The organism is Nostoc sp. (assembly GCF_036919675.1).
In the GTDB taxonomy this organism is placed as follows: domain Bacteria; phylum Cyanobacteriota; class Cyanobacteriia; order Cyanobacteriales; family Nostocaceae; genus Nostoc.
The window spans coordinates 444,392-470,735 of the sequence record NZ_JBALCP010000134.1; the positions used below are offsets into that span (position 1 = coordinate 444,392).

Below are 26,344 nucleotides of genomic sequence, written 5' to 3' on the forward strand. Positions count from 1 at the left end.
CCACTTTCGGCTTACTTTAATTTTAGATTAGCACTACCGATTTTGAAATTTGATTTTATCTCACAATACCTTAGCCAATTTAAGAGTGATATGCTCTCAAAGCTAGCTTTTATAAGCTACAAGAGTAGTTTTAGGTATCGTTGAATCAGTGTATAGCCGTCATATTTACCAATACTCTGTGTCACTTTATTAGGGCGAACGCTCCCATAAATCCCTTGGTTAAAAGCTTTCTTTTATGCATCTATGAAGCGATCGCCACAACCTATTTACTCATTTCGGACTATTCTGTAGTAATTATCACATCCGACGCTTTAATCACAGCGATCGCTCCTTGAAGCACCTTGGTTGAAAGATTTATTATCTGCATCTATTCTCCTTCTTTTCTCAACCGTTGCCGAAGAGATTCTTGTCGTCCTCTCATTCTATATTCTTCAATTGCTCGTTGATGAAGTAGTGACCCTCGTATTATAAAATTAGCTCTGAGTAAAATATTTTTTTGCCCACAGGCATTATCTATAAACTTCATTTTTTTTACTTGCGTCAACACAGCATTATCAATTTCAGTATTACCGCTTGAACGACCTAAGCTCACTTGAGTGACATTACCTTGTTCATCAATATCTAAAACCACCTCGGCTATCCCTTCAATACTTTTTTCTCTTAATTCTTCTGTATATTGAAAACTGCATTTGATGCAATCAATTTTTGCTGGACTTATAGATACTATAACTTTTGGTAAGCTCTTTTCACCCTGCACCACAATACTGACTTGGTTAGTATTCTCAGAAGTTACACTAATAGATTGAACTCCTTGGACTGGGTTTTCTCGACGAAAAAATTTGCCACAAGGTAAAGACAATTGAGCTTTGGGAATATTAAATATACGTGTCTTAGCTTGTATTGTGGGAAAACTCAGTAGATTTTTGGGAGCAGAAGTAACTAAAATAATTTCCAAACCTTTCTCAGTTAATCTATATTTAATTCCAGTAATTTGGGTGACTTGTGCAAATGTAGGTTGAGCAAATAATAGTGGTAAGCTAGAGCCAAAAAAAAGCAAATATAATAGACGATATTTCATGTCTAATTACCTAATGCAGCAAATAAACAGTACTGATAGATATTGACGCTTATTTGCTTGATTGTAGAATAAATACAGTAAATAATTTATCAAACCTTTAGAAAAAGACACAGTTGGTAATAGACATCTTTCAAAAAGAATCTCAAACCCTTATCCTGTCTAAGTGAAAACCTAATTTTTGGAGATGTCTAATAGATGTTTTTTTATTATGTCCTCTGTGACTTTTACTAAACACAAATCTTTAATAACAATTCTGTACATTTTCCATCACTACTTAATACCTCAGTTATTTTAGTGAAGTCAGATAACTCTTGGCGCTGTGTTACTCCAGTCACATCAGATTCACGGCGTTGCTGAATCATGGGATGATTTCGCCCAATTTTGAACGAATTATCAATGGTTTTATCCGCCAATTCATCCCGCATTTATGCAACGCCAGATTCACCTCAATCTCGACTAATCTTAAAGATTGCCTTTCTAAAACCAGAGGAGTATCTCGCTCAATTAGCCCAGCTATACCTCCCAGGAATATCAGATGTTGGTTAAAGATCAGAACTGTTTCAGATAATCCTAAGTAATGAAAAAAGCCCCCACATCCCAACTATAAATTATCTGGGTTGGGGTAAACTCTTCCTTTCCAAGCGCCGCCGCGCCCTTGCCAGTGACGGAGTGCTGAATCTAGAGTCATCAGGGTATACAGAAAAGCGATCGCAGGTAAGCTGAAGGCTAACCAGGGAGAACATTTATAAAAGCGGATTGTCGGATAATAAGCCAAGGTCATTAAAAGCCATCCTAATAAACCTGTAAGTGCGATCGCCCAATTGCCCCAAACTGCACCCAGAATTACACACATAGGTGGAACTAGATAAATCAGAGGCATTCCTACTAAAGTTCCCAATAGTAGTAATGGAGAATAATTCAGTTGGGTATAGGCACTACGGGCAACCATATCCCAAATCGTCGCCAGCGAGTTATAAGGACGCAGACTCTGAGTTAATGTACTCAATCCTAGCCAGATCCGGCCGGGGGAGGCAGGGGAGAAAGAAGAATTACTTTGTCTTCCAATCTGCTTAACGGCGTTAGCAAGGGCGCAATCGTCAATTAAAGCTTGACGAATGACTTGAATACCCCCGATTCGCTCTAAAGCTTCACGGGCGATCAGAATAGATCCGCCAGCAGCTGCGGCTGTGGGATTGTTTGGATTATTAACCCAGCGGAAAGGATAGAGTTTTTGGAAGAAAAAGACGAAAGCTGGAATCAAAAGTTTTTCCCAAAAGCTCTCACACCTGAGTCGCACCATTACCGAAACCAGGTCTAAATCTTCTTGGACAGCTTTGGCAACCAGTCGGCGGAGATTACCAGGATCATGTTCAATATCTGCGTCGGTCAGCAAAAAATACTCAGGTGCAAATAAACTCGCGCTGTTTATACCTTGCTCAACTGCCCAAAGTTTGCCTGACCAACCAGGAGGCAGTGAAACGCCAGAGATAATATGCAATTGCTCAGGTTTACCTACAGCTTGTGCAACCCCTTCGGCAAAATTTGCTGTCCCATCTGTGCTGCGATCGTCTACCAAAAACACCTTTAAAGAACCAGGATAATCTTGGAGTAGGAGCGATCGCAATGTGGTTGGTAGTAATTCAGCTTCGTTACGGGCTGGAACCACCGCACAAACCATAGGTAACGACTGTAACTCAGTTTCTGTAACCTCTAATTGCTGGTCTGTCCGCCAAAATTGTCCCCAAAAACACAGTAATCCCAACCAAATTGTCAAGGATAACAGCATCAATCCTAATACAATTACACCCATTAGCTATTGCAAATTCTCAGTAACTCAGACAGAATACTATGTCTACTGAAATAGAAGGAAAAAATTTTTCATCGGATTGCCGTGTTCATAACTAGTGTTGGGTGTTGAGGTTAAATAGTATTTGATGCGAACACAAGACAGGGTAAAAGTCAATCAAGTTGCAGAAGCGATCGCAGCCAGTCAACAATATTTGCTTTCGATTCAAAATCCGGCAGGTTATTGGTGGGCAGAGTTAGAATCTAATGTCACCATCACTGCTGAAGTCGTCCTCCTGCATAAAATTTGGGGAACAGACCAAGCAAGACCGTTGCACAAAGTTGAAGCCTACCTACGTCAAGAGCAACGGCAGCATGGCGGCTGGGAACTTTACTACGGTGATGGTGGAGAACTTAGCACCTCGGTTGAAGCCTACATGGCACTAAGACTGCTAGGTGTACCAGCAACCGATCCGGCGATGATTCGGGCGCAAGCCTTTATTCTCCAACGGGGTGGGATCAGCAAAACTCGGATTTTTACCAAGTTGCACCTAGCCTTGATTGGCTGCTACAACTGGCGCGGTATTCCCTCGCTACCAGCTTGGGTGATGCTGTTGCCAAAAGCTTTCCCCGTCAATATCTACGAGATGTCTAGCTGGGCACGTTCCAGTACAGTACCATTACTGCTTGTATGCGATCGCAAACCTGTTTTTATTACCAACCCAACTATCAACCTAGATCAGCTATACGTAGAAGGTATTGATCAAGTGCGGTGGGAATTACCCCAGAGTTGCGATTGGACAGATTTATTCCTCACCCTTGATCATGGGTTCAAGTTGGCAGAACGCCTGAATTTAGTACCCTTACGCCAAGAAGGAATTAAAGCTGCTGAAAAGTGGATTTTAGAGCGGCAAGAAGCTACAGGCGACTGGGGCGGCATTATTCCGGCGATGCTGAATTCAATGCTAGCTTTGCGGTGTCTGGATTATCACCCAAACGACCCGATTGTGGAACGAGGTTTGCAAGCAATTGATAACTTTGCGATTGAAACAGAGAACAGCTACCGAGTTCAGCCCTGTATTTCACCCGTCTGGGATACTGCTTGGGCGATGCGTGCCTTAGTAGAATCCGGCTTTGCACCAGATCATCCGGCTGTGGTAAAGGCTGGAGAATGGTTATTGCAAAAACAAATTTTGGATTACGGAGATTGGGCTGTCAAAAATCGCCAGGGAAAACCAGGGGCTTGGGCTTTTGAATTTGACAATCGCTTTTATCCTGATGTAGACGACTCGGCTGTGGTGGTGATGGCACTACATGTAGCGAAACTCCCTAATGAAAAAATTAAGCAGGCTGCGATCGCTCGGGCGTTAAATTGGATTGCATCTATGCAATGTAAACCAGGTGGTTGGGCTGCTTTTGATTTGGACAATGACCAAGATTGGCTCAATTCCATTCCCTATGGCGACTTGAAAGCCATGATTGATCCAAACACCGCAGATGTTACGGCTAGAGTCGTAGAAATGCTTGGTGCTTGTAACCTGTCAATTGATAGTTATAATTTAGAGCGATCGCTTAGTTATCTTCTGCACGAACAAGAAACCGAAGGCTGTTGGTTTGGTCGTTGGGGTGTAAATTATATCTACGGCACTAGTGGCGTTTTATCAGCCTTGGCGTTGATTGACCCTCAAAGGCATAAACTCAGTATAGAACGAGGAGCAGCTTGGTTAGTTGGATGTCAAAACCCAGATGGTGGTTGGGGTGAGACTTGCCGTAGCTATGATGATCCCAGTCTCAAGGGAAAAGGAAATAGTACTGCATCTCAAACTGCTTGGGCTTTAATTGGTCTGTTGGCAGCAGGTGAAGCAACTGGTAAATTAGCTCTTGAGGCGATTGAGCGGGGAATTGGCTACCTAGTGGCAACTCAACAGCCCGATGGTACTTGGTTTGAGGCAGATTTTACAGGTACTGGTTTCCCCTGCCATTTTTATCTAAAATATCATATGTATCAACAATACTTTCCTTTGATAGCTTTGGGTCGTTATCAAACAGTGATTAAAAAAGGTTAATTGTTGTTACTGTGGCAGGCGCACAAACAATGTGTTGTGCTCCTAAGGCGTAAAGCGTTGGAACCCCCTAGAAAGTAGAAAAGATGAAGGTTAGCGGCAACGGACAAGGCAAAATATTAAGCCAAGAGGAATTAAGGCGATTATTCATCGAGGAATTACTAACCACCCGCGATCGCGCTCTGTTTGGGATTTCCCTTTTCACTGGTTGTCGCGTATCAGAAGCACTAGTACGCCACGGCGTAAATAGAGCAACCATTTAAAATCCCTAAAAAGCCCATTCCATAATACTTTTGACTTTTGACTTTTGACTTTTGACTTCCGCCTTGCGGTACTAGCACTCCAGACGACTGATATTAAATCTGGTGCTATTACTTTTCGCAAGTCTACCACCAAACGAAGCGATCGCTTTTGCTAAGTTTGCGATATTCAGTGGTTCATCAAAAGCACCAGTAATATCAGTTCAGAAAAATCTGTGCTTTAAAATTATAATCCAATACGCTTGGGTTAGGGAAAATTGTAGCAACTGTTTTAAAAGTCAAGCGATGCCTACGGTGGTCACTGAGCGCAGCCGAAGTGCGGGCTACGCCTACGCACCTGTGTACTTGATCGCGGTGCGACAAAGTTTGAGGTACTCCAACACGACTTCGGACTACCTCAATACGATTTTCAAGTACTTCAACACGACTTTCAAGTACCTCAACACGACTTTCAAGTACTTCAACACGACTTTCAAGTACTTCAACACGACTTTCAAGTACCTCAACACGACTTTCAAGTACCTCAACACGACTTTCAAGTACTTCAACACGACTTTCAAGTACCTCAACACGATTTTGGAGTACCTCAACACGACTTTCAAGTACTTCAACATGACTTTGAGGTATCTGTTGCTTAATAATCCAAGATTAAATACTTCAGAAATGCTTCCAATTCGCCTATTTCGTTGGACGCTATCTTCTATGGAAACTACCAAGCTTGTAGCTCGCTGTCGAGAAGAAAAAACTTCTGTTCACGGTGCTTTATGCGCTGCATTTCTTTTAGCGATCGCTGCTGAAGTAAAATCTCCTAATGAGATTATTCTCAAGTGCCGTACACCAGTAAATATCCGCAAATATTTGACAATTGATGTTGGTATAAATCTGGGAGAATACATCGCTCGACCAAGCACCGCTCATCGATTAAGCCAGAGAACCGATTTTTGGGATTTAGCGCGTGAAGTTAAAGACAAGCTCAATCAAGTGATAGCAAACGGAAAGTTATTTGACGATGTCCTAGAAGCCAGCGCCTTATTATCCAGTAACTCTAACAAAGATGGGAAAACTTCACATCCTAGAGATGTAAAAGGAACTGATCTTGTAATTACTAATCTAGGGAATTTAGCTATTAAACAGGAGTTTGGAAAATTACAGCTACAGGAACTTTATCTAATTGCTACGGCACCAAAAACTCTACCACTTTCTATCGGTGTAGCAACACTTCATGAGAAGATGTACCTTATCTGTCGTTACCAAGAGTCTCTTTTACCTAGTGCAAACGCCTACAACATAAAAAACACAGCTATGCAACAATTACTGACAGCTCTTGCATGAGGTTGAAATGACTTTTGCATTTTCCTTTGCGTCTCTGCGACGGCAGTCGCTTCTTAGGGAATGAAACAGCCCTGCTTTATAAGGGGGGATTAAAGGGGGTAATTCGACTTGTGTATACACGGTAGCCTTGGTAAGGGTAGACGGCTCAGACATTGAGATCAAAAGTGCGATGCCTGCTCTGGGCTACGCCATCGCCTGATATTGTAGCGACTGTCTTGAATGTCAAGTGCGATCGCAAAAGAAAAAGCTAAAAAGAAGTTGACGCAACTGGGGAACCGCTTCGCTGATTCGGTGATGCCTGGTACGGGTATGTTGATTCTACATTTGCAGGAGAGACAGTTGCAGCCTGCACCAGGCACTCCTTCGATTCACCGAATCTTCCCCAGTTGCTGGATTTCCAGTGTGGGCAAAAAAAGAGCCTTGAATTATTTATCCCAGTTGCGATCGTCAGGGCTTTGCTACTCCAAACTATAAAATCGTAGGTGTTGCTAAAGGCCAGAAATAGGTTGTAAATTGTCAGTTACACGCCAAGGCAAATTATCCCGAACCATTGCATTTAAAATAACTAACATTTTATAAACGCAAGCTTTTTATTGCAAGTTTTTTGGATTTACCACGTTCGACAAGACGCTCGTAAAAAGCTTTAATGACAGGATTATGACACATAGCAACAACAGCACCCATATAAAGAGTGGCACGAACATGGGCACGACCACCATTAATCATACGCTTACCTTTGTGTTGACCACTGTCATGATTAATTGGTGCAACACCAACTAAACGAGAGATTTGTTTGGCAGTAAATTGACCCAGTTCGGGTAAATCTGAAACGAGAGTTGTAGAAATAACTACCTCACAAAAGATTTATTTTTTGGAGGATGCAAATTAAAAGATTTTTAGCTATTAACTTAAAAATGCAAGTCTTCCTAGCTTATAAATAAAGGTGAGGTATAGCCCCACCTCCGATTACTGACTCAAAGCTGTTACAGCACCCATTTGAAAAAAGTCACTAAATCTAAATTCCAGCCCCTGCTTTTGCTTCGGCACCCATTGGCGAAACATAATCACGGAAAAGAGTCATCTGTTGCTCAAACTCTAATCCTTGAATTTTGCCAAACAACGGTTTAGATTGTGAGGGAAGTTCATAATCAGAAGGTACAGGAATGATAGTACCATCATCCATACCTTGAGATAAACGATACCAAAACAGTAGCTTGGTGGTATCACCCAAAGAGCCATATTCACGAGAAATTTGGGTATCCACTTTATTAATCAAGTCACGCTGAATTTGTAATTGTTGTTCGTGAGATAATTCCTTAACTTGATTAAACAAACCTTCAGCAATTTCTGGGGAAGCAGTGCTGGCACCAGGCGCAGCTGGCGTAATTGACTTACCCATTTCTTTGTAAATAAACCAAAATAAAGCCAGCTGTTGATCCACATCCAACTGTTGCCAAGCTTGAACATGTTCACGAATAGTTGGATCACCAGTTTGTGTAGATGTCATTATTAACTCCAATTCCAATTAAATCAGTTTCATGAGCAACATTATCAAATGTACATCTGCACTTTTAACCTACTGAAGACAGATGTATTGAAATCATAAAGAATAACAATTATAAACAGAATATAAATCGGGCTGTAGTCCTGCCTTAAAAGCATTATAGTTAGGCAATTTCCGTTAATAAATTTACCGCCGCCGTTGGTTTCGACTTCGCTCAACCAACTAGGAAATCGAGAGTTGAGCGAAGCGATGCACTGAGTCGGTCGTTGTGTCGAAACTCGTCAACCTGGGTATATTCTTTGTCAGAAATCACCTTAAATAAACACCCTAGAAAAGCCAAAATAATGCTTGGCAAAGGCAAGGTGAAGAGTTGACAATTGGAATACTACAAAATTGGAGATTTTCACCAGGTATGTCGGTAGATAGATGTTAATTTTATTGTGACAGTGCTTAAAAAAGCACTGCCAATTCAGCGACATCCAATTTTTGAATATCCAGTAGGAATACGGCTTCTGCTTTTATAGAGCTTATTCTCGCCGATCTTGATAATCTTCAGAAGACTTTGGATCTAACTCCCAGCGATCGCCGTCACGTTCCTCTAAAATATCGTTGGTATGCAGAAACTCAGAGTCATCCATTTCTAGCCCCACTGCTGCTTCTAGCTCCTCAGTTACATTTTGATCGGGAGTGGAAGTACTACCACCAACAGCTTCATCCCCAACTGCATCTGCATCTTGCCAATAAGCATCAACATCCCCACCAGTCAGTTCAGGACTAGTTTCTGTGTACTCCTGTCTTTCTGCTTGCATTGAGCGCCCGCCAATATTGTATCCCGGCAACTCTTTCACGCCAGTGCCGTAGGATTCGGTAATCTCCTGCGGCAAATCATTGGTTTTAATTTCGTCATTATGATTTTTTTCTGCCATGATGCTAGCCATTTTCTGCATTATTCTCACAATAACGCTTTCTTGTCAATAATTTGTCTTACTAGAGATGTATAGCTTTAGAAATAAAATAATCTATCCCCTTGGAACGAAGCTAAACGAGCGATCGCACCATACGATTGGAAATATGAATTCATGGTTAAGCAACTTGTAGTTGAAGTTTTTAGTTATGAGTTAGGGGTTATCAAACCGAAATTATTCATTAGCCAACTTCTCACTCATAACTATTTTTTTTATTGATTAGAGGAAAAATAAAAATTTAAGTTTAGCCATTTTAATTTAGTTTTCATAGTTTTAACTACCTGAATCCTAAACGACAAGACATTCAATAATTTTGATCAGTGGAGGTAGACAGTGAAATACGACGAGTTCATTACAGATGTATAAAGCCTTGCCCAATCAGATGAGCGTGAAAAGGCAAAATCTGCTACTCGTGCCACACTAGAAACTCTTAAAGAACAGATAGCAGGTGAAAAAGCACAGGAACTAGCGGCAAATTTTTCCAGGGAAAAATCTTGGATGTTTAACTGTCCTAATCGATGAACATTGTAGTTAGTTAAATACGAGAAATAAGCAAGGAACACCATCTATGACTGACCATAACAATTATTCCGCTAATAAAAAAGTTGCCATCCTCATTGAACAAGCAGTAGAGGATGCAGAATTTACAGTTCCTTATAATGGATTAAAACAAGCAGGAATAGAGGTAGTAGTCCTCGGTTCCCGAATGAATGAAAAATATAAGGGTAAACAGGGCAAACTTAGCATCCAAGCTGATGGTACTACCACAGAAGCGATCGCAGCCGAATACGATGCAGTGGTGATTCCTGGTGGGATGGCTCCCGATAAAATGCGGCGCAACCCTAATACAGTCCGCTTTGTACAAGAGGCTATACAACAAGGAAAATTGGTAGCTGCGGTTTGCCACGGCCCACAAGTTTTGATTGAAGGCGACTTGCTCGAAGGTAAGCAAGTTACTGGCTTTAGCGCTATTGCCAAGGACATCATTAACGCTGGCGCAAATTATCTAGATGAACCAGTGGTAGTTGACGGGAATTTGATTACATCTCGTGAACCCGGAGACTTGCCAATTTTCACTACAGCTATTTTAAGCCGTTTGGGTTATGGTGGCAAAGATGCTGCATTACCTAATGAGAAAGACACAAGTGCTGAATGGTGGAAGCTGGCTGATGCTTGGGGTGGCTCAACTAAAGGTGATATCAGCAAAGGTTTAAATACTGCCCTTACTGGTGAACGTTATTCGCTAGAAACATTTGAGAACTACTTGGAAAAGGAATCAGATAGCCAAGTAAAATCAGTCTTTCAAGAAATTATTGCTAATAAACAGCGCCACATTCAAAAGCTGGAAACCTATCTTCAACGATTAGGCGAAAAACCCTCTTTAGGAGCAAATATTGCCAATCAGTATGCCAAGGTGAAAACTGCCTTGACAGGAAGTGATGACATATATCAGTTACGTTCTGCTTTGGGAGATGTGCAAACTGGTATTGGCGATATTGGCAATTTGTGTGCAATGTATACTGACCCAGTAGCAACTGCTATTTTCAAAGAAATTTACCAAGATTTATCGAAATACGAACAGCAATTGGTAGAACTGTATCGGGCGCGGATAAGTGATCAGATTCAACCTCCTAAGCCAACTACAGGAGCTGCTGTGTCAATGTAAGGTTTTTTAAACGTAGACACAAAGCGGTGAGCCAGTCCGGTGGACGGGTTCCCCAGCCTAAAGCAACTGAGGAATCCGTAGGGCTTGCCGATTATAGCGTCTCGTAGAGAAGAACACAGAGGTAGAAAGAAGAGAGTATTTGCACCTCTGTAATTAATTTACTGTAATGGAGATAAAAAAGTGACTTCGACCTCAGGGGATAAACAAAGTACAAACCAGCCTGAAGCTAGTGAAGTAGAGCGTTGGGGATCTCTTCTCGGTGGCGGTGCTATGGTGCTGATGGGTTTAAAGCAAGGTTCATTGCGGGGAGTGCTGACGGCTTTAGCCGGTGGCGGTTTAATCTATCAAGGTGCAACTAAACAAAGCACAATCCAGCAAGCACAGGAAGCAATAGGTATAAACCAACCCATCAAAATTGAAAAGACGGTAACGATCAATAAACCAGCAGATGAACTGTATCGCTATTGGCACAACTTTGAGAATTTGCCTACATTTATGAAGCATCTCAAATCTGTCAAGGTGGATGACAAAAAACGTTCTCATTGGGTTGCGAATGCGCCCTTGGGTAACACTGTGGAATGGGATGCGGAAATTCTCGAAGACCGGGAAAATGAATTTATTTCTTGGGCTTCTGTAGAAGGTGCAGATATTGATAATTCTGGTTTTGTCCGCTTCAAAAAAGTAGCAAATCGCGGCACGGAAGTTAAGGTTGTTTTGGAGTATAACCCACCAGGTGGAGCATTGGGAGCTACCGTAGCTAAACTTTTTGGTGAGGAACCAAAACAGCAAATTGGTGATGAATTGGGTCGCTTCAAGATGCTAATGGAAGCAGGCGAAATTGCCACCACCGAAGGTCAAACAAGTGGACGCAAGTAGTTATTTGCCCAATGACGCCACATGATTAGCGCCTACATCATGGCAGCCAAAAAAGTGATCGCTATTGATCGCTTTCCCCAACGCCTGGAAATGGCGAAAAAGTTTGCCAAAGCAGAAGTGATTAACTACAAAAAAGTTAATGCTGGCGAAGTGTTGAAAGAGACGACTGGTGGCCGTGACCCCGATGCTTGCATCGATGCCGTTGGTTTAGAAGACTTCTACGACCAGACAAAACAAAAGCTCAGATTGGAAACCGACCGTCCCTACGTTCTGCAGGAAATGATTGTGGTCTGTCGTAAAGGCGGGAGTTTTTCAATTATGGGTGTTTATGGTACTTTTGTTGATAAAATACCATTTGGTGCAGCCTTCAATAAGGAACTAACCTTTAGGATGGGACAAAATGCATAGACAAAAATATATATATTTTTGATTGCAGATGATTTAGGATGGAAAACTTGATCTATCCTTGGTTGTTACCCATCAATTGCCTTTAGAGGAAGCACCCCACGGCTACCATATTTTTCAACAAAAAAAGGATAACTGGATCAAAGTTGTTCTTAAACCCTGAATGGTAAATAGTCATTCAGCGTTTTAAATTGTCCACCTAACATAATGTAATTGAGGCTTTTTATGAATCGAGTAATTTCATGGCTGCGGAATATTCAGATATCCCAAATACTTGTAGTTTTTCTAGTAGGATTTATGTTTTTATTGGGTCAGGCTTTTAGCTACCCTAACATAGCCCAAGCTGATGTTAAAACTCCAGAGGGTACTTATTATAAAGTAATCCCAAATGAGCAAGGTGAAATTAGAAACGATAACCAAACAACAAATTCTCAAAATCCATTAAAAAACGCTGCCGATACTATCCGTGAAAAGCTAAACTTGGATGAAAAAACTCCTAGAGCTACAAAAGAGTTTCTTAAGTCTACAGAAAAAAAAGTCGAAAAAACAGTTGAGCCATTGACCGGAGAGAAAGAAGGTTATTACCAAAATCCTTCTAGCAAAAAACTGAGATAGAGAATCTAGACTTGTAGCAAATTTTGAGTCTAAATTTTTGACTCGTAAATTGTTGGATAAGATTTGAGTAGTTACTAAGATGCGATAATTATCGCATCTCAGTATTAGGATAAATCGAGTATTCCTCTTGATATTAACCAGCCAAAAATCATAATTAATGACTAAATAATTATGAAATTTTGCTGCCATGGAGCAGACGATGTGCAGGTAGAAACAGTTACCTAGCCAAAAATTATTAACTCGTGTGATGGCATTTTTAAAATTACTTCCACGGGAATTTGTGGTTGTGATTTGCATCTTTTCAACGCCTACATCGCTACAAGTCAGTGGTGTAGAAGTGTTTGCGTAGCGTCTGGTAGAGTTGCGGCTTGTCGCCAGATATCGCGCCAAAGCTGAAAGCAAGCATAGCCTAGCTAACGATTACTGCCAACATCGCCTGACGAGCAAACCCAAAAATAGCAATAGAAGAACAGAATATTCAGGAAAAGAAGCAATTGCCCTAGAGATGAATCATTTGTCCGAGTCCATCATGGCGAATAAACAGCCTAAAACTCCTGGTAAAGAAGGTTTGCAAGATGTCAGGCTGATGCAGCTAATTTACTAAGCAGTTCACACTGGCAAAACCATCAAAGTTTAAAACTAAAAGAGGTAAAAAATATGTCTGATACATCTGATACAAGCGTTATCAAAGTAGACTCTACTCATTCCCCTAAAGGTCAACTTGGTCAGAAATATCTTGCATCTGGCAAAACCATTTCCATGCGCCTGTGGGAGAATGAGCAACCGAATGAAGCTAAAGAGCCAGCAGCGCGAGAATATGAAACTGTTGGTTATGTAATCACTGGTCGTGCAGAATTGCATATTGAAGGGCAAACAATTTTGCTGGAGCCTGGGAGTTCTTGGGTAGTGCCAAAAGGAGCCAGTCACACCTATAAAATTTTAGAACCATTCACTGCTGTTGAGGCAACCAGTCCACCCGCTCAAGTTCACGGGCGAGACGAAAACTAATTTATTTGCAGTTATCTGAAATTTTGCGATCGCTAAAAACTCATAGCCGCTTTCAATTGCATAGAATATAAAGCCTTCGTAGGGGAACAACATTTTTGTTCCCCTTTTTAGTGTGCTTTGCAGCTGAGAAACAATTGCACAAAATGTCAGGCGATCGCCAGGCTTAATTTGACTCGCTATCTAGCCTAGTAAGGTACAAACTCGTAATAAAATACCCATAGTCGAATGGCACTAAGAAAAGATGAAACTGATAGAGCTAATTATCAATGTACGCCACATTCAAAAACACTGAAGGAAAGACAAGATGATTAATCAAACGAACCTCGGCGGCTGTTTTACACTCCCAGGCACTTCAATGTCTCTTGAAGGGCTGATTATAAACGGCAAAATTGCGTACAAAAGTACTACCTTGGAGTCTCAAACTCTTTATACTACAGGTAATACGCTAAAAAAACCTTGCGCGAAACCTTGAAGGAATTTTTAGGACTTATTGTTTTTGCCAAGCCTTGGGGAAAAAAGAGTTAATACACCAACCAACTCAGCCTCGTAAATTGGTGTTCGCGTAGCGTGTCCTTTAGGACAAGGTATTGTTAATAATACTTGATTCCCTCAATTCTCCTTTACAAGGAGAATTGGGGGGATTTTTGCCAGATGAACATGTATCAGCTAGCTAGCAGTCACTTGGTAGTTTGATAGGATGCGATCACTCCTTTAAGCCCTATGCCAAAGTCCTATTCTCTCGTCGCTTATTGACAAGTAATTTTATATAATTATTTAAGACAGTATTTCTACTAGTGTGAAATGTCATGTCTGATTAATACAAAAACTAAAATCTAACATCCAAAATGGGTAAAAGCTTGAGTACTGAACAGCAGCAGCGGTTACAGCAACGGTGGAAGACGCTTGATGCTGAGTGGAAACTGCGAAGTGAAAAATTAAAGTGCTTACGAGCGAATTGGGCTATTGAGGTAGGGACGGCAATAAAGTTTCAACTAGAAAAGCAGATTCAATATGAAGAGGCTAAGTTAGACGATATTGATCAGCAGTTAAATGATATTGAAGCGGAATTGCAATTGCCTTCTCATACAAAAATAATCCCAGATAGTATATCCCAGGAAAAAGTACATCAAACTTGTGAAGTACTATCAAGCGGTGAAGCCATCGAAGTTTTTTTATATTACTCTGAACAAGATGAAAAACTCCGAAATGATCTAGTAGAAAAATGTCTCCATAATATGGAGATACAAGGCGATATTAATATTTGGGATAAAAGCAAAATAAGACCAGGAAAAACTATAAATATTGAAATTAATAAAAAACTGAATTCAGCCCATATAATTCTCCTACTTATTAGTCCGACTTTTCTGGGGTATTACCACCGCTCTGAGGTTAAAGAAGTAATAGAAAGATGCCATGCAGAAGGAACTAATGTTATTCCCATTCTACTTATTCCTGTTGCCAGTTGGAAGAGTATAAAATTGGTAAATTTTCAGCTTGGCAACCTCCAGTATTTACCCAAGAATGGTAAATTTATAACCGACAGTAGATTTTGGAAAAATAAGAATGAAGCATTTGTAAAAATGGCTGAAGAATTTGCAGAAGCAGTCAAGCAAATATCAGCCGAATCACATTAAATACGGATATTGAAAGTCTTCGCATAAAAGCTACGTAAATCTGATTTTATGTCTTTATTGTTGACATCTACTAGAACTATAAAACTTTTTTTTGCCCACTCTAACTCTCGTGATGATAAAAAACTGCGGGAAAAATTAGAACCGCACCTTAGTAGTTTGGAACCACTAAGAGTCATTATAAACTGGTATAAAAGTCAAACGCTGACTGGAAGAGACTGGAAACAGGAAAGTTACCAACACCTGAATACATCTCAATTGATTGTACTGCTGGTTAGTCCAGACTTTTTGGCAGCAGATGATTGTAAGAACATTACCAGGTGGGCGATGAAACGGCACAACGCTGGACAAGCCTATGTAATCCCTGTTAAACTCCGCCCAATTGATAACTGGCAAGCTACACCATTCGGGCATCTACAGTGTTTACCTTATAATGGTGAACCTATAACTAGTAGGTTTTGGCCAAGACAGGATGATGCATTTGTAAATATTGTTGAAAAAATTAGGGAAGAAGTCGAGAAAATACAAGAAGATCAGCGACAACTACAACTGATTCAAGAACAACAAAAATCTGAAATTTTTGCATCTATCGACCGTTTCATTTCCAAGCACTCTTTAAACCGAATTATTCGAGGTACAAATGTACCGACTTTCTCAGTTGGGATTGCTGCTAGTATTATTGTAATTGCAGTGTTATTGGGATTTTGTAATTTCTCACTAGAGAGGCAGGTCAATAACTTATTAACCCAGGGACAAAATAAGCTTGGTAAACGAGATTACCAAGGAGCATCAGAAAACTATACTGAAGTTCTTAAAATTGCTCCCAAAAATATTAATGCGTACATAAAACGTGGTGAAGCCCGTTATTCACCCAAAGATTATAAAGCAGCAATTAAAGACTACACCCAAGCTATTCAAATTGCTCCTAAAAATGTTAACGCTTATATAAAACGTGGTCAGAACCGCCATTTTCTCAAAGATTATCAGGCAGCAATTAAAGATTATAACCAAGCTATTCAAATTGCACCTAAAAATGTTAATGCGTACAGGAAACGTGGTGATGCTCAATATTATCTAAAAAAATACCAGGCAGCAATTGACGATTATACCAAAGCTATTCGCCTCTCTCCTGACTCAGCTGATATCTACAAAAGTCGTGGTTTGGTTTATGAGAATAACTTACAAAATAAACAAGAAGCAATTAAAAGTTATCAGAAAGCAGCAACTCTTTACAAAAAACAAGGAGCAACAGATAAGTACAAAAAAATTATTTATAAAATCCAGAAGCTTCAGCAGAGAAAGCCCCAACCTTCTAATTAAATTTATCCTAACCTCTACCAGATAGGATAATGAGAAGAAATAAAAATCACCTTGAACTTGTCACGAGATAAGTAATGCGATCGCTTTCACTAATTTCTCAAGAAACCTCATGCAGTGCGGAATATCTGCTATGATAAGTCGCCACACTTTCCTACTGCATTGATCGCAGCCTCCAATGCGATCGCCACATGAGTCCAATGAGTCCCCCCTTGGCAATAAACCACATACGGCTCACGCAAAGGCCCATCTGCTGATAATTCCAAAGTACTCCCTTCAATAAATGTCCCCCCAGCCATGACTACCTGGCTCTCATACCCCGGCATTTCATCTGGAACAGGGTCTAAGTAGGAACCTATAGGAGAATGCTGTTGTATGGCTTTACAGAAGGCAATTAGCTTTTCGGCAGAACCGAGTTTAATTGCCTGAATTACATCCCCACGGGGAGCCAGGGGGACGGGATTTACGGGATAACCGAGTTTATCAAATACATAACCAGTTAAGTAAGTCCCTTTCATCGCCTCTCCAACCATTTGCGGAGCTAGAAATAGTCCTTGGAACAGCAGGCGATTTTGGTCAAAAGTAGCACCACCATAACTACCGATACCAGGAGCAGTGAGGCGACAGGCGGCTGCTTCCACTAAGTCGGCGCGACCGGCGACATAACCGCCAGCGCTGACAATGGTACCACCAGGATTTTTAATCAATGACCCTGCAATTAAATCAGCACCGACGGCTGTAGGTTCCCTGGTTTCAATAAATTCGCCGTAGCAGTTATCTACAAAGCAAACGGTGTTCAGGTTTTGCTCTTTGACTAAGTGGACGATTTTTTCAATATCGGCAATTGATAAACTCGGACGCCAAGAATAGCCACAAGAACGCTGAATTAACACTAAACGAGTGTTTTCAGCCACACTAGTACTTAAAGCTTGCCAATCTATAGTTCCTTCGGGCGTTAGCTCCAATTGGCGGTAATTTATGCCAAACTCAATAAGGGAGCCTTGACCTTGACCCCGTAAACCAATGACTTCTTCAAGCGTATCGTAGGGAGAACCGACCACTGCTAACATTTCATCTCCAGGACGGAGCACACCAAACAAAGCACAGGCGATCGCATGAGTTCCGGAAACAAACTGCACTCGCACGGCCGCCGCTTCCGAACCCATAACTTCAGCAAAAACTTTATCTAAAGTTTCTCGTCCTAAATCATCATGACCATAGCCACTTACACCAGCAAAGTGGTGTGCACCCACACGGTGATTACGAAAGGCATCCAGCACTCGTTTTAAATTATGCTTGACCTGAGTGTCAATTCCAGAAAAAATTTCTAATAGTGCCTGTTCTGCTTGCCGCAGCTGTTCTAAGCTGTTCATCAGTTCCTCGTTCAAAAAAATTATAGATATGCGGATTTTTAAGATCGCGCAGACTAGGCTGGAAAATTCAAATTCAGGTTACTGCATGACAATTGCTACCTTAACTAAACCTCAAATCAACTGGGTTAATACCCTCTTTTTCATTGGACTGCACATCGGCGCTTTGTTTGCCTTTGTTCCTGGTAACTTTAGCTGGACGGCAGTTGGTGTGGGTTTCTTGCTGTACTGGGTGACTGGTGGTTTAGGCGTGACTCTGGGATTTCACCGTCTTGTTACCCACCGCAGTTTTCAAACTCCCAAGTGGCTAGAGTATCTCCTGGTTTTCTTCGGGACACTCTCCTGTCAAGGAGGCCCAATTGAGTGGATAGGGACACATCGCATTCATCATTTAAACTCTGATACTGACCGTGATCCCCATGATTCTAATAAAGGCTTTTGGTGGAGCCACATGGATTGGCTGATTCATTATTGTCCGGCTCACGCTGATGTTCCTCGTTTCACCAAAGACATTGCCGAAGACCCAGTTTATCAGTTTTTAGAAAAATATTTCATTTTGATCCAGGTTGCTCTAGGTGCATTGCTTTTGCTTCTGGGTGGCTGGCCGTTCGTTGTTTGGGGAATTTTTGTTCGCATTGTCTGGGTTTACCACTGCACTTGGTTGGTAAACAGCGCTACTCATAAATTTGGCTATCAGAGCTATGATTCTGGTGATAGATCGACTAATTGCTGGTGGGTAGCCGTACTAGTTTTCGGTGAAGGCTGGCATAATAACCATCATGCCTTTCAATACTCAGCTCGTCATGGGCTGGAATGGTGGGAAATCGATTTAACTTGGATGACTGTTCAATTGCTACAAGCAGTTGGTCTGGCTACTAATGTGAAGTTGGCCCCAACAAAAGCTAGTTAGGAGAGACGCGATTAATCGAGTCTGTACAGGAGTTAGGAGTAGTAGAGACGCGATTAATCGCGTCTCTACAGGAGTTACGTTTAATGTGAATCAGGTGTCGAAATGTTTATGTTGCCGTCGATTTTTCTCAAACCATAATTTTGAGACCCACAAATCCTTATGGAACAAGGAGCGTTTCTAATTCACATCAGGCGTGAGTTAAGAATCTAAACTCATAACTTATCACTGATAACTTATCACTGATAACTCCTCACTTTTCAAAAGTCTATATTACGGGTGCGCTTGTGTCGGTTAGGTTGCTATAATCCGAAGCGCTAATGTTAAGAAATTTTGCGGCAAGTTGCTTTTTGGTGACTTCGTGGAGGAGTTTGTTGTTTTTCAGGTGTTCATGACTACATCAATAATTAACAGCCAGAAACTAAGTGACGAGCCTGGTAATTCCGATCTAAGGCTCAAAGATATTGTCAAAACCCTGCCACGGGAATGTTTTCAGCTGAACCGTCGCAAAGCTTGGACACAAGTAATAATCAGTGTCTTGGCAGTTGCCTTGGGCTATTACAGCTTGATTATCACTCCTTGGTTTCTTTTGCCCCTAGCTTGGATTTTTACGGGTACTGCTTTAACAGGTTTTTTTGTAATTGCCCATGATTGTGGTCACAGGTCTTTTGCCAAACGTCGTTGGGTAAATGATTTGGTGGGGCATTTCTTCATGATGCCGTTAATTTACCCTTTTCACAGTTGGCGGATTAAGCATAATTATCACCATACTCATACCAATAAACTGGATGAGGATAACGCTTGGCATCCAATCAGACCAGAAGTGTTTGAAAATTGGGATAAAACCCGGCAGTCTGCTTTTGAACTGTTCATGCGTAAACGCTTCTGGTGGGTAGGTTCCATTGGACATTGGGCAGTTGTGCATTTTGATTGGCGGAACTTTAAAACTAAAGACCAATCGAGTATCAAGCTTTCTGTGGCTGTAGTAGTTGTGTTTGCAGCGATCGCTTTCCCGATTCTGATCGCTACAACTGGTATCTGGGGATTTGTCAAATTTTGGCTAGTGCCCTGGATGATTTACCATTTTTGGATGAGTACTTTTACTATTGTTCACCATACTGCCGCAGATGTTCCTTTTGTGACAGCTAACAAGTGGACCGAGGGTCTAGCACAGATCTTTGGCACTATCCATTGCGATTATCCGCGTTGGGTAGAAATTCTGTGTCATGATATCAATGTTCATGTCCCTCATCATATTTCCACTGCGATTCCTTCTTATAATTTGCGGCTAGCTTACAGCAGCATCAAAGAAAATTGGGGGACTTATCTGCATGATGAGTGTCAGTTTTCTTGGCCTTTAATGAAGCAGATTACAGACCAGTGTCAACTGTACACAACTGATGTTGGCTATAAGACTTTCAACGAATATTATACAGAGCGATAAATAGCGCTGTGATTACACTCACGCTCTTGCACTAACGAGAGCGTTTATTATGCTGTGTTTAAATAGAATCTGGCAATTCTTTACTGACTAAAATTTTAGGTAAATTGCCAGAATTTATCCTCTTGTGTGTTAGCGATCGCTAGTTTCGTGGGCATCCTAGAAGTGAGATTATCTTGTCTCAAATAAAGTTCCGATTTATATCCAATCAAAAGAATCCAGTGCAATCAAATATCATCACGTTCAACAATCCTCCTGCCTGCGAAATATCTGAGGATACGACTAAATTACCTTTCACTCTTCAGAATTTAAAAGCTGCAATTCCTGCTGAATGCTTTCAGCCCAATGTGATAAAATCACTTTTTTACTTCTTTCGTGATATCTTGATTATCGGTCTGCTTTATGCAGTAGCTCATTACCTGGATTCTTGGCTTTTCTTCCCAATTTTTTGGTTAATGCAAGGAACAATGTTTTGGGCTTTGTTTGTAGTCGGACATGACTGCGGACACCAATCTTTTTCTAAGCATAAATGGCTCAATGATTTGATTGGACATCTTTCTCACACACCAATACTTGTTCCTTATCATGGTTGGCGGATTAGTCACAGAACCCATCATAAAAATACTGGCAATATCGATAACGATGAAAGCTGGTATCCTGTGACGGAATCAGAATACAAGGAGATGCCTTTAGCACAAAAGATAGGCAGATATTATGTTTTTCTATTGGCTTATCCTGTATATCTGTTTAAGCGTTCTCCTAATAAGGAAGGCTCCCACTTTTTGCCTAGCAGTCCGCTTTTCAAACCATCGCAAAAATGGGATGTCATTACTAGTACTGTACTTTTGATTGGTATGGTAGGTTTGTTGGGTTTTCTGACCTACCAATGGGGTTGGATATGGTTGCTGAAATATTACGCTGTGCCCTACCTTGTGTTCATAATTTGGCTAGATTTGGTGACATTCTTGCACCATAGTGAGCCAGACCTTCCCTGGTATCGTGGAGAAGATTGGACTTTCTTGAAAGGTGCGATTTCTAGCATTGACCGTAATTATGGTTTGATCAATCATATCCATCATGATATCGGTACTCATGTTGCTCACCATATATTCCTTAACATCCCTCACTACAATTTGCTGAAGGCAACTGAGGCAATAAAACCAGTGATGGGTGAGTATTTCCACAAATCGGAAGAACCAATTTGGAAGTCATTATGGAATTCATGTATCAGCTGCCATTTTGTCCCTGATACTGGTAGTAAGGTTTACTACACATCCAACAAGAAGTTAGCTAAAGGCTAAGACTCAGATTCCCGACTTCTTTAAAGAAGTCGGGAATCTTGTATTTATTTTCGTCAGTGTTTTCTGACTATTGACCGTTGAGCACTCCCTAATTAAGATAAACTTTTATAAGAATTGCATTAAAGATTACCTAAATACCTTAAGACAACTTACCTTTTGAGGGGCGATCGCATATTAGATTATTAATGCTTCTAACTCTGTCAGTATTTGAGCTTCCTTAGCCTGCGGTAAAATAAAATAGATAGATGACGTTCGCAGATTCTTGCCCTAACCTTACAGGAAGATTTATTTTCTCCAAACTCTTGCTGTCTCGGTGGGTAAAGATTAACATATCTGTGGGCAGATGCAATATTTCGTCAAATCAACCCTGACAACAGTGATAAACCCTTGGGCTGTGTACTTTTGATTCTGTTTAGCGTCAGTTAAGTTTATCTGCATGTAGTGACTTAAGATCATTACCTGCTAGGGTTATAAATCAGCACAGACTATACTATAGACAATTTACCCAAAACTCTTTCCAGCTTTAAAATCAGAGGTATCAATGATTATAACTAATTTTAGCAAACAAACAAATGAATTTAAGGAACCTAAAGTCCTCAAAGCTAAACCACACTGGCAAGGACAAAATTTGAATGATACTGTTGTCAAAAGTAAAGATACCAAGATGCAAGATACTGCACCTGATAGTTTGATTATCAATAGCTTGAATCGTGGTCGAGTTGCTATTTTTATTGATGGCTTAAGTCTATTTCATACAGCTTTACAATTGGGCATAGAAATTGACTACGTTAAATTGCTTTGTCGTTTAACCAACGGTTCAAGACTGTTGCGTGCTTTCTTCTATACTGGGGTTGATATCAACAATGAAAAGCAACAGGGTTTTCTATTGTGGATGCGTCGTAATGGCTATCGTGTAGTGGCAAAAGAACTCATTGTGCCAGCAGAGAATTTAAAAAAATCAAATCTGAACGTAGAAATTGCTGTAGACATGATAACTTTAGCTCCTTACTATGATACTGCGGTTTTAGTCAGTGGGGATGGAGATTTAGCATATGCTGTGAACGCTGTCAGCAGAATGGGGGTTCGGGTGGAAGTGGTCAGTCTACAAACGACCACTAGTGAAAGCTTGATTGATGTTGCTGACTGCTTCATTGACCTCGATAGTATTAAAGCACACATTCAAAAAGATTCTAATCTTGGCTATAGTTATCGTACGCCCTCAAATTCAAACCTTTAAAACCCGATTTCAAATCTCTCAAAATCTCTACTGAGTTGTTGCAAGCCTCTAGAAGGTTTATCAGGTTGGGTGGGGTTTGAATCCCCATCCATACCCGTCCCAGTCCCCAAATGCCTACTTTGAATAAGGGGCAAAATCCCCTTATCTACCCCAAGTCTTGTTAATTGAAATGGATATTTTAATAGTCGAAGATGAACCAGAAATTGCTCATTTAATCGAACTATCTTTGGAAAAAGAAGGATTTTTTTGTCGCATTAGCCGCGATGGCATGAATGCTTTACGGATGTTTCAGGAGCAACCACCTGATTTAATCATTCTAGATTTAATGATTCCTGGTTTGGATGGGTTGGAAGTTTGTGCCAGAATTCGCCAGAAACCAGGTGCAAAAGATCCTTACATTTTGATGCTCACGGCTAAGGGTGAGGAAATCGATCGAGTCATTGGTCTGTCTACTGGTGCTGATGATTATATGATAAAACCCTTTAGCCCCAGAGAATTGGTAGCTAGGGTGCGGGCACTATTGCGGCGTAGCCTCCGCCAAGGAGGACAACATCAAGTCAATCGTACTCAACACTTTATCGTAGATGTAGACCAGCGTACTGCCAGTCGTCAGATAAATTCTCAGGAGGTTGAAATTTTGGATTTAACTACCCTAGAATTTAACTTGCTAACTACCTTTGTCAGCAATCCTGGTAGAGTTTGGAACCGCACTCAACTAATTGATAAACTTTGGGGAGATAATTTTTTTGGCGATGAACGAGTGGTAGATACTCATGTAGCTCGGTTGCGAAAAAAGATTGAGCCTGATCCGGCAACTCCCACTTTTATTAAAACTGTTGTTGGGGTAGGCTATAAATTTGAAGATCCCCTGGTAGCGTAAATATTATGAAGATGGGGCTGAGAGGGCGGCTATTTTTCTCCCACTTAGTAGTAATGATCGTGGGGGTAGCTAGTTTGGTGAGTATCAGCAAAATCTCTTCCCCCCGCTTGTTTGTCTTGCATTTAGAACGATTAGAAAATCAGGGGTTCGACTTAATCGATGTCCGGACTGAATTGGTTACAGGATTTGAACTTGCTTGGCAGCGAAGCACAATTTGGTCAGTCTTAGTTGGGACTACCGCTGCTGGAGGATTAAGTTACTGGGTGTCTAGACGGATTATGCAGCGGTTGACAGAGATGGAACAAATCACCCAAAAATTTGCTGCTGGTCAGATGGATGCACGACTACCGATGTCTGACATTCCAGAACTTAATGGACTTGGTGCTAGTTTCAACCGGATGGCAGCCAGTTTAGAAGGGGTGGAAGTGCGGCGGCGAGAAGTGATTGGAGACATGACCCATGAACTACGGACACCGTTAACAGTTGTCCGTGGTTACTTAGAAGAACTGGCTGATGGGGAAATTGAAGCGTCTCCTGAGATTTATCGGCGTTTAGCTAGAGAAACTAAGCGTTTAGAGCGCTTGGTGAACGATTTACAAGAACTGTCTAAGGCAGAAGCTGGTTATTTGCCAATTAATATACAACGGGTAAATCTGCGTCCATTGTTAGAGTCATTAGTGGAGAAATTTAGTGACCAGCTGTTGGAAGATGGGCCAGTTCTGCTTTTGGAATGTCCATCTGTGCTGCCTCCTGTATTGGCGGATATTGACCGCACAGAACAGGTGTTGGTTAATCTGCTAGGTAATGCAGTGCATTATACTAATGAAGGTTTAATTACGATTCGGGCTGGGACTGAAGGATCTCAACTCTGGATTGCGGTTATCGATACAGGTATTGGTATCGCTCCAGAAAATTTGCCCCATGTATTTGAGCGCTTCTGGCGAGCTGACCAATCGCGCGATCGCCATTCGGGAGGCACTGGTATTGGGTTAACCATTTCCCGTCGTTTGATTGAACTACAAGGCGGTCAGATTCAGGTAGAAAGCGAGTTGGGAATTGGCAGTACGTTTCGGTTTTTTCTGCCTTTGGCTTAAGATTGAGTGAAAATGCTTGAGATACAAGGGATTGACACAAGGTAGTCACTGCTGTGTCATACGCAATTGTTAGTTTAAAAGTATCCAAAATTCAATCCGCTTGGTGTTGGTAATATTTTGCCCAGGAAGATCCCCCAAACTCCCTTAAAAAGGCTGGGTCTAATTTCCTCCTTTTTAAGAAGGGTTAGGGAGGAGCAAGCCAAAGCCTTAGCGGATTAATCCAAAATCTTATTTTTTGATGGGTGTCGAGATTTTGAAATTGTATAGAATATAACGTTAATTTGGCATTTGGGTAGAATTCTGTATGTCTACTTTTGTTCTGGCTGCTTTTTTGGTTAGTTTAGTCAGTATTTCGGGTTACGCTGCGATCGCTTACCTGTTCCCTCAAAATCGTTCCCAAGACTGAGCAAATGACAATCTCTTGCTATTTTGGGTTTACGGATCTTGGCTCAATGCCTTATTATTCAGCGGTGACAATCGCGATCGCAAAGCCGTCGTATCCTTTGCTACCCATAGTCTGGATTGTCGTGGCGCTGATGCGCGGTTTAGAGGCAAGCAGTTAGTTCGTTGGAGTGACACATCCCCTGGAAGTCAGCGCAGCAATTACTCGAACAGGTTCTACAGATGCCGGAGAATCCTGACTACCGTTAATCGGTGATCGCGATCGCTTATCTCCTTGCTATTTATTAGCCCCAAAATTATTTATCATAAAACTCAACTGGTTGTTTTTTATTTTTCCTTTGATAGCGATACCACCACATTACAAAACCTGTAATCAGCAAAATGGTGGGAGTTATACCAACCACACCGTAGATAATTTCTGTTGTGCGTCCGCCATAATGACCAAAGTGCAGGTTTCCAATCCACTCAATCACCTTATCGCCTCTGGATGACTGACGGATGTTCTTGACCCATAGCACTTTCCCACTGTACTGGTCTATAAAAACTTCACTCGAACCAGATCCATTTAAATCTTCGGGGAAGCGCTTGCGAAAAGAGTAGGGAGCTTCAGGTGTAGTGGGAACCCCTATAATTGGGGTTACAGCACCAGGAAGCGCTCTATTTGATATTTGAATTGCTTGTTGAAGTAAAATTGTTTTTTTACCAGAAATCGGCACAGAAACCAGGGTTGGCTCTGTTGGAGAAGGGGAAAAAGTAATAGCATGGATGACTGGCTCAACCATGCTTCCCCAATTCATACAGAAGCCTGTAAAGCCCAAAATCGCTAGAAATGCCGCAGCGAAGATACCTACTACTTTATGAATATCAAAGTTTGCTCGCTTACGATGGGTTGAGCTTTATCTTGAAGCCAGCTGCTAAAGAGCGCCAACCCGGCCAGAGAAAGATTCCTGTAGCGCTGAGAATAAACATCAGCAAACCAATAATGCCATAAACTATTATCCCTGTATCACCTGCGACTGAGCCAACATGCAATCTACCAACAATATCGAGCCAATCGCCTGTTGGCTGATGAGTGCCAAGAATTTCACCTGTATAAGGATTGAGAAGCACATCTAAGGGACTTCCAAGGAATAAATTACTCAAAAAAAATTATAAGCTGACATTTAAAAAATAATGATAATCATTATGAAGGGGTGAGAGGTGGTTG

The 26,344-nt window shown here is 41.2% G+C and carries 26 protein-coding genes and 2 pseudogenes; 18 read left to right on the forward strand and 10 right to left on the reverse strand.

From position 1 onward, the window contains the following. Positions 1–367 precede the first annotated feature (367 nt). The 3 genes from V7K49_RS31885 to V7K49_RS31895 all read right to left on the reverse strand — a co-directional run bounded on the left by V7K49_RS31885 (position 368) and on the right by V7K49_RS31895 (position 2,888). Complete coding sequence (locus tag V7K49_RS31885) at positions 368–1,078, reverse strand: TonB family protein (RefSeq protein WP_334865793.1); 711 nt, start codon at positions 1,076–1,078, stop codon at positions 368–370. Between the two features lie 227 nt (positions 1,079–1,305). Further along, on the reverse strand, positions 1,306–1,503 hold the full coding sequence (locus V7K49_RS31890; RefSeq protein WP_334865791.1) for a hypothetical protein: 198 nt from the start codon (positions 1,501–1,503) through the stop codon (positions 1,306–1,308). Between the two features lie 176 nt (positions 1,504–1,679). Next, entirely contained in the window at positions 1,680–2,888 is a 1,209-nt protein-coding gene (locus V7K49_RS31895) for a glycosyltransferase (RefSeq protein ID WP_334865789.1), read from the reverse strand. Positions 2,889–3,012: 124 nt separating this feature from the next. Here V7K49_RS31895 and shc point away from each other — a divergent pair, with 124 nt between their 5' ends. From shc to V7K49_RS31915, 4 genes are all read left to right on the forward strand, one after another. After that, on the forward strand, positions 3,013–4,929 hold the full coding sequence (shc, locus tag V7K49_RS31900) for a squalene--hopene cyclase (RefSeq protein WP_335209197.1): 1,917 nt from the start codon (positions 3,013–3,015) through the stop codon (positions 4,927–4,929). A gap of 83 nt (positions 4,930–5,012) precedes the next feature. Then, on the forward strand, positions 5,013–5,189 hold the full coding sequence (locus tag V7K49_RS31905; RefSeq protein ID WP_335209198.1) for a hypothetical protein: 177 nt from the start codon (positions 5,013–5,015) through the stop codon (positions 5,187–5,189). 282 nt (positions 5,190–5,471) lie between these two features. Further along, positions 5,472–6,518: a phthiocerol/phthiodiolone dimycocerosyl transferase family protein gene (locus V7K49_RS31910; protein WP_335209200.1), complete on the forward strand. Its 1,047-nt coding sequence runs from the start codon at positions 5,472–5,474 to the stop codon at positions 6,516–6,518. Between the two features lie 219 nt (positions 6,519–6,737). Then, entirely contained in the window at positions 6,738–6,992 is a 255-nt protein-coding gene (locus V7K49_RS31915; RefSeq protein ID WP_335209201.1) for a hypothetical protein, read from the forward strand. 14 nt (positions 6,993–7,006) lie between these two features. Here V7K49_RS31915 and V7K49_RS31920 read toward each other — a convergent pair. The 4 genes and pseudogenes from V7K49_RS31920 to V7K49_RS34845 all read right to left on the reverse strand — a co-directional run. Then, positions 7,007–7,367: pseudogene (locus V7K49_RS31920) on the reverse strand (transposase); the annotation flags it as partial. A 166-nt stretch (positions 7,368–7,533) separates the two neighbouring features. Next, positions 7,534–8,025, reverse strand: coding sequence for an orange carotenoid protein N-terminal domain-containing protein (locus V7K49_RS31925; protein ID WP_335209202.1), 492 nt, complete (start codon positions 8,023–8,025; stop codon positions 7,534–7,536). Between the two features lie 524 nt (positions 8,026–8,549). Then, positions 8,550–8,948, reverse strand: a complete 399-nt coding sequence (locus tag V7K49_RS31930; protein ID WP_334977195.1) for a DUF6335 family protein — start codon at positions 8,946–8,948, stop codon at positions 8,550–8,552. Positions 8,949–9,304: 356 nt separating this feature from the next. Next, entirely contained in the window at positions 9,305–9,553 is a 249-nt protein-coding gene (locus V7K49_RS34845) for a hypothetical protein (protein ID WP_442948711.1), read from the reverse strand. Between the two features lie 2 nt (positions 9,554–9,555). On the opposite strand from V7K49_RS34845, the gene V7K49_RS31940 reads away from it, so the two are divergent. The 8 genes and pseudogenes from V7K49_RS31940 to V7K49_RS31980 all read left to right on the forward strand — a co-directional run bounded on the left by V7K49_RS31940 (position 9,556) and on the right by V7K49_RS31980 (position 16,508). Next, positions 9,556–10,653 (forward strand): DJ-1/PfpI/YhbO family deglycase/protease, encoded by a 1,098-nt coding sequence (locus tag V7K49_RS31940; RefSeq protein WP_335209204.1) that lies wholly within the window; start codon positions 9,556–9,558, stop codon positions 10,651–10,653. Between the two features lie 180 nt (positions 10,654–10,833). Continuing rightward, entirely contained in the window at positions 10,834–11,529 is a 696-nt protein-coding gene (locus V7K49_RS31945) for an SRPBCC family protein (protein ID WP_335209205.1), read from the forward strand. A 21-nt stretch (positions 11,530–11,550) separates the two neighbouring features. Then, positions 11,551–12,097: pseudogene (locus V7K49_RS31950) on the forward strand (zinc-binding dehydrogenase); the annotation flags it as partial. A 134-nt stretch (positions 12,098–12,231) separates the two neighbouring features. Further along, complete coding sequence (locus V7K49_RS31955; protein ID WP_335209206.1) at positions 12,232–12,549, forward strand: hypothetical protein; 318 nt, start codon at positions 12,232–12,234, stop codon at positions 12,547–12,549. Between the two features lie 361 nt (positions 12,550–12,910). Next, positions 12,911–13,153, forward strand: a complete 243-nt coding sequence (locus tag V7K49_RS31965; protein WP_335209207.1) for a hypothetical protein — start codon at positions 12,911–12,913, stop codon at positions 13,151–13,153. Positions 13,154–13,206: 53 nt separating this feature from the next. Further along, a complete protein-coding gene (locus V7K49_RS31970) occupies positions 13,207–13,557 on the forward strand; it encodes a cupin domain-containing protein (protein WP_334865769.1) in 351 nt (116 codons plus the stop codon). 845 nt (positions 13,558–14,402) lie between these two features. Beyond that, positions 14,403–15,191 (forward strand): toll/interleukin-1 receptor domain-containing protein, encoded by a 789-nt coding sequence (locus tag V7K49_RS31975; protein WP_335209208.1) that lies wholly within the window; start codon positions 14,403–14,405, stop codon positions 15,189–15,191. A 48-nt stretch (positions 15,192–15,239) separates the two neighbouring features. After that, positions 15,240–16,508 (forward strand): tetratricopeptide repeat protein, encoded by a 1,269-nt coding sequence (locus V7K49_RS31980; RefSeq protein WP_335209209.1) that lies wholly within the window; start codon positions 15,240–15,242, stop codon positions 16,506–16,508. A 128-nt stretch (positions 16,509–16,636) separates the two neighbouring features. Here the strand turns inward: V7K49_RS31980 and V7K49_RS31985 are convergent, their stop codons facing one another. After that, positions 16,637–17,878 carry a methionine gamma-lyase family protein gene (locus V7K49_RS31985; RefSeq protein WP_335209210.1) on the reverse strand — a complete coding sequence of 414 codons (1,242 nt, stop codon included), beginning with the start codon at positions 17,876–17,878 and terminating at the stop codon, positions 16,637–16,639. 85 nt (positions 17,879–17,963) lie between these two features. On the opposite strand from V7K49_RS31985, the gene V7K49_RS31990 reads away from it, so the two are divergent. The 6 genes from V7K49_RS31990 to V7K49_RS32015 all read left to right on the forward strand — a co-directional run bounded on the left by V7K49_RS31990 (position 17,964) and on the right by V7K49_RS32015 (position 24,735). Then, positions 17,964–18,785 (forward strand): acyl-CoA desaturase, encoded by an 822-nt coding sequence (locus V7K49_RS31990; RefSeq protein WP_334865763.1) that lies wholly within the window; start codon positions 17,964–17,966, stop codon positions 18,783–18,785. 388 nt (positions 18,786–19,173) lie between these two features. Next, entirely contained in the window at positions 19,174–20,226 is a 1,053-nt protein-coding gene (locus V7K49_RS31995) for a fatty acid desaturase (RefSeq protein ID WP_335209211.1), read from the forward strand. A 218-nt stretch (positions 20,227–20,444) separates the two neighbouring features. Beyond that, the gene (locus tag V7K49_RS32000; protein ID WP_335209212.1) at positions 20,445–21,524 is read left to right on the forward strand and encodes a fatty acid desaturase; all 1,080 of its coding nucleotides are present in this window, start codon (positions 20,445–20,447) and stop codon (positions 21,522–21,524) included. A 541-nt stretch (positions 21,525–22,065) separates the two neighbouring features. After that, complete coding sequence (locus V7K49_RS32005; RefSeq protein WP_335209213.1) at positions 22,066–22,761, forward strand: LabA-like NYN domain-containing protein; 696 nt, start codon at positions 22,066–22,068, stop codon at positions 22,759–22,761. Between the two features lie 169 nt (positions 22,762–22,930). Next, the gene (locus tag V7K49_RS32010; RefSeq protein ID WP_273769498.1) at positions 22,931–23,641 is read left to right on the forward strand and encodes a response regulator transcription factor; all 711 of its coding nucleotides are present in this window, start codon (positions 22,931–22,933) and stop codon (positions 23,639–23,641) included. 5 nt (positions 23,642–23,646) lie between these two features. Beyond that, positions 23,647–24,735 carry a sensor histidine kinase gene (locus tag V7K49_RS32015; protein ID WP_335209214.1) on the forward strand — a complete coding sequence of 363 codons (1,089 nt, stop codon included), beginning with the start codon at positions 23,647–23,649 and terminating at the stop codon, positions 24,733–24,735. 698 nt (positions 24,736–25,433) lie between these two features. On the opposite strand, the gene V7K49_RS32020 is transcribed toward V7K49_RS32015, so the two are convergent. Further along, positions 25,434–26,000 (reverse strand): PepSY-associated TM helix domain-containing protein, encoded by a 567-nt coding sequence (locus V7K49_RS32020; protein WP_335209235.1) that lies wholly within the window; start codon positions 25,998–26,000, stop codon positions 25,434–25,436. Between the two features lie 16 nt (positions 26,001–26,016). Then, on the reverse strand, positions 26,017–26,280 hold the full coding sequence (locus tag V7K49_RS32025; protein WP_335209215.1) for a PepSY-associated TM helix domain-containing protein: 264 nt from the start codon (positions 26,278–26,280) through the stop codon (positions 26,017–26,019). Positions 26,281–26,344 lie beyond the last annotated feature (64 nt).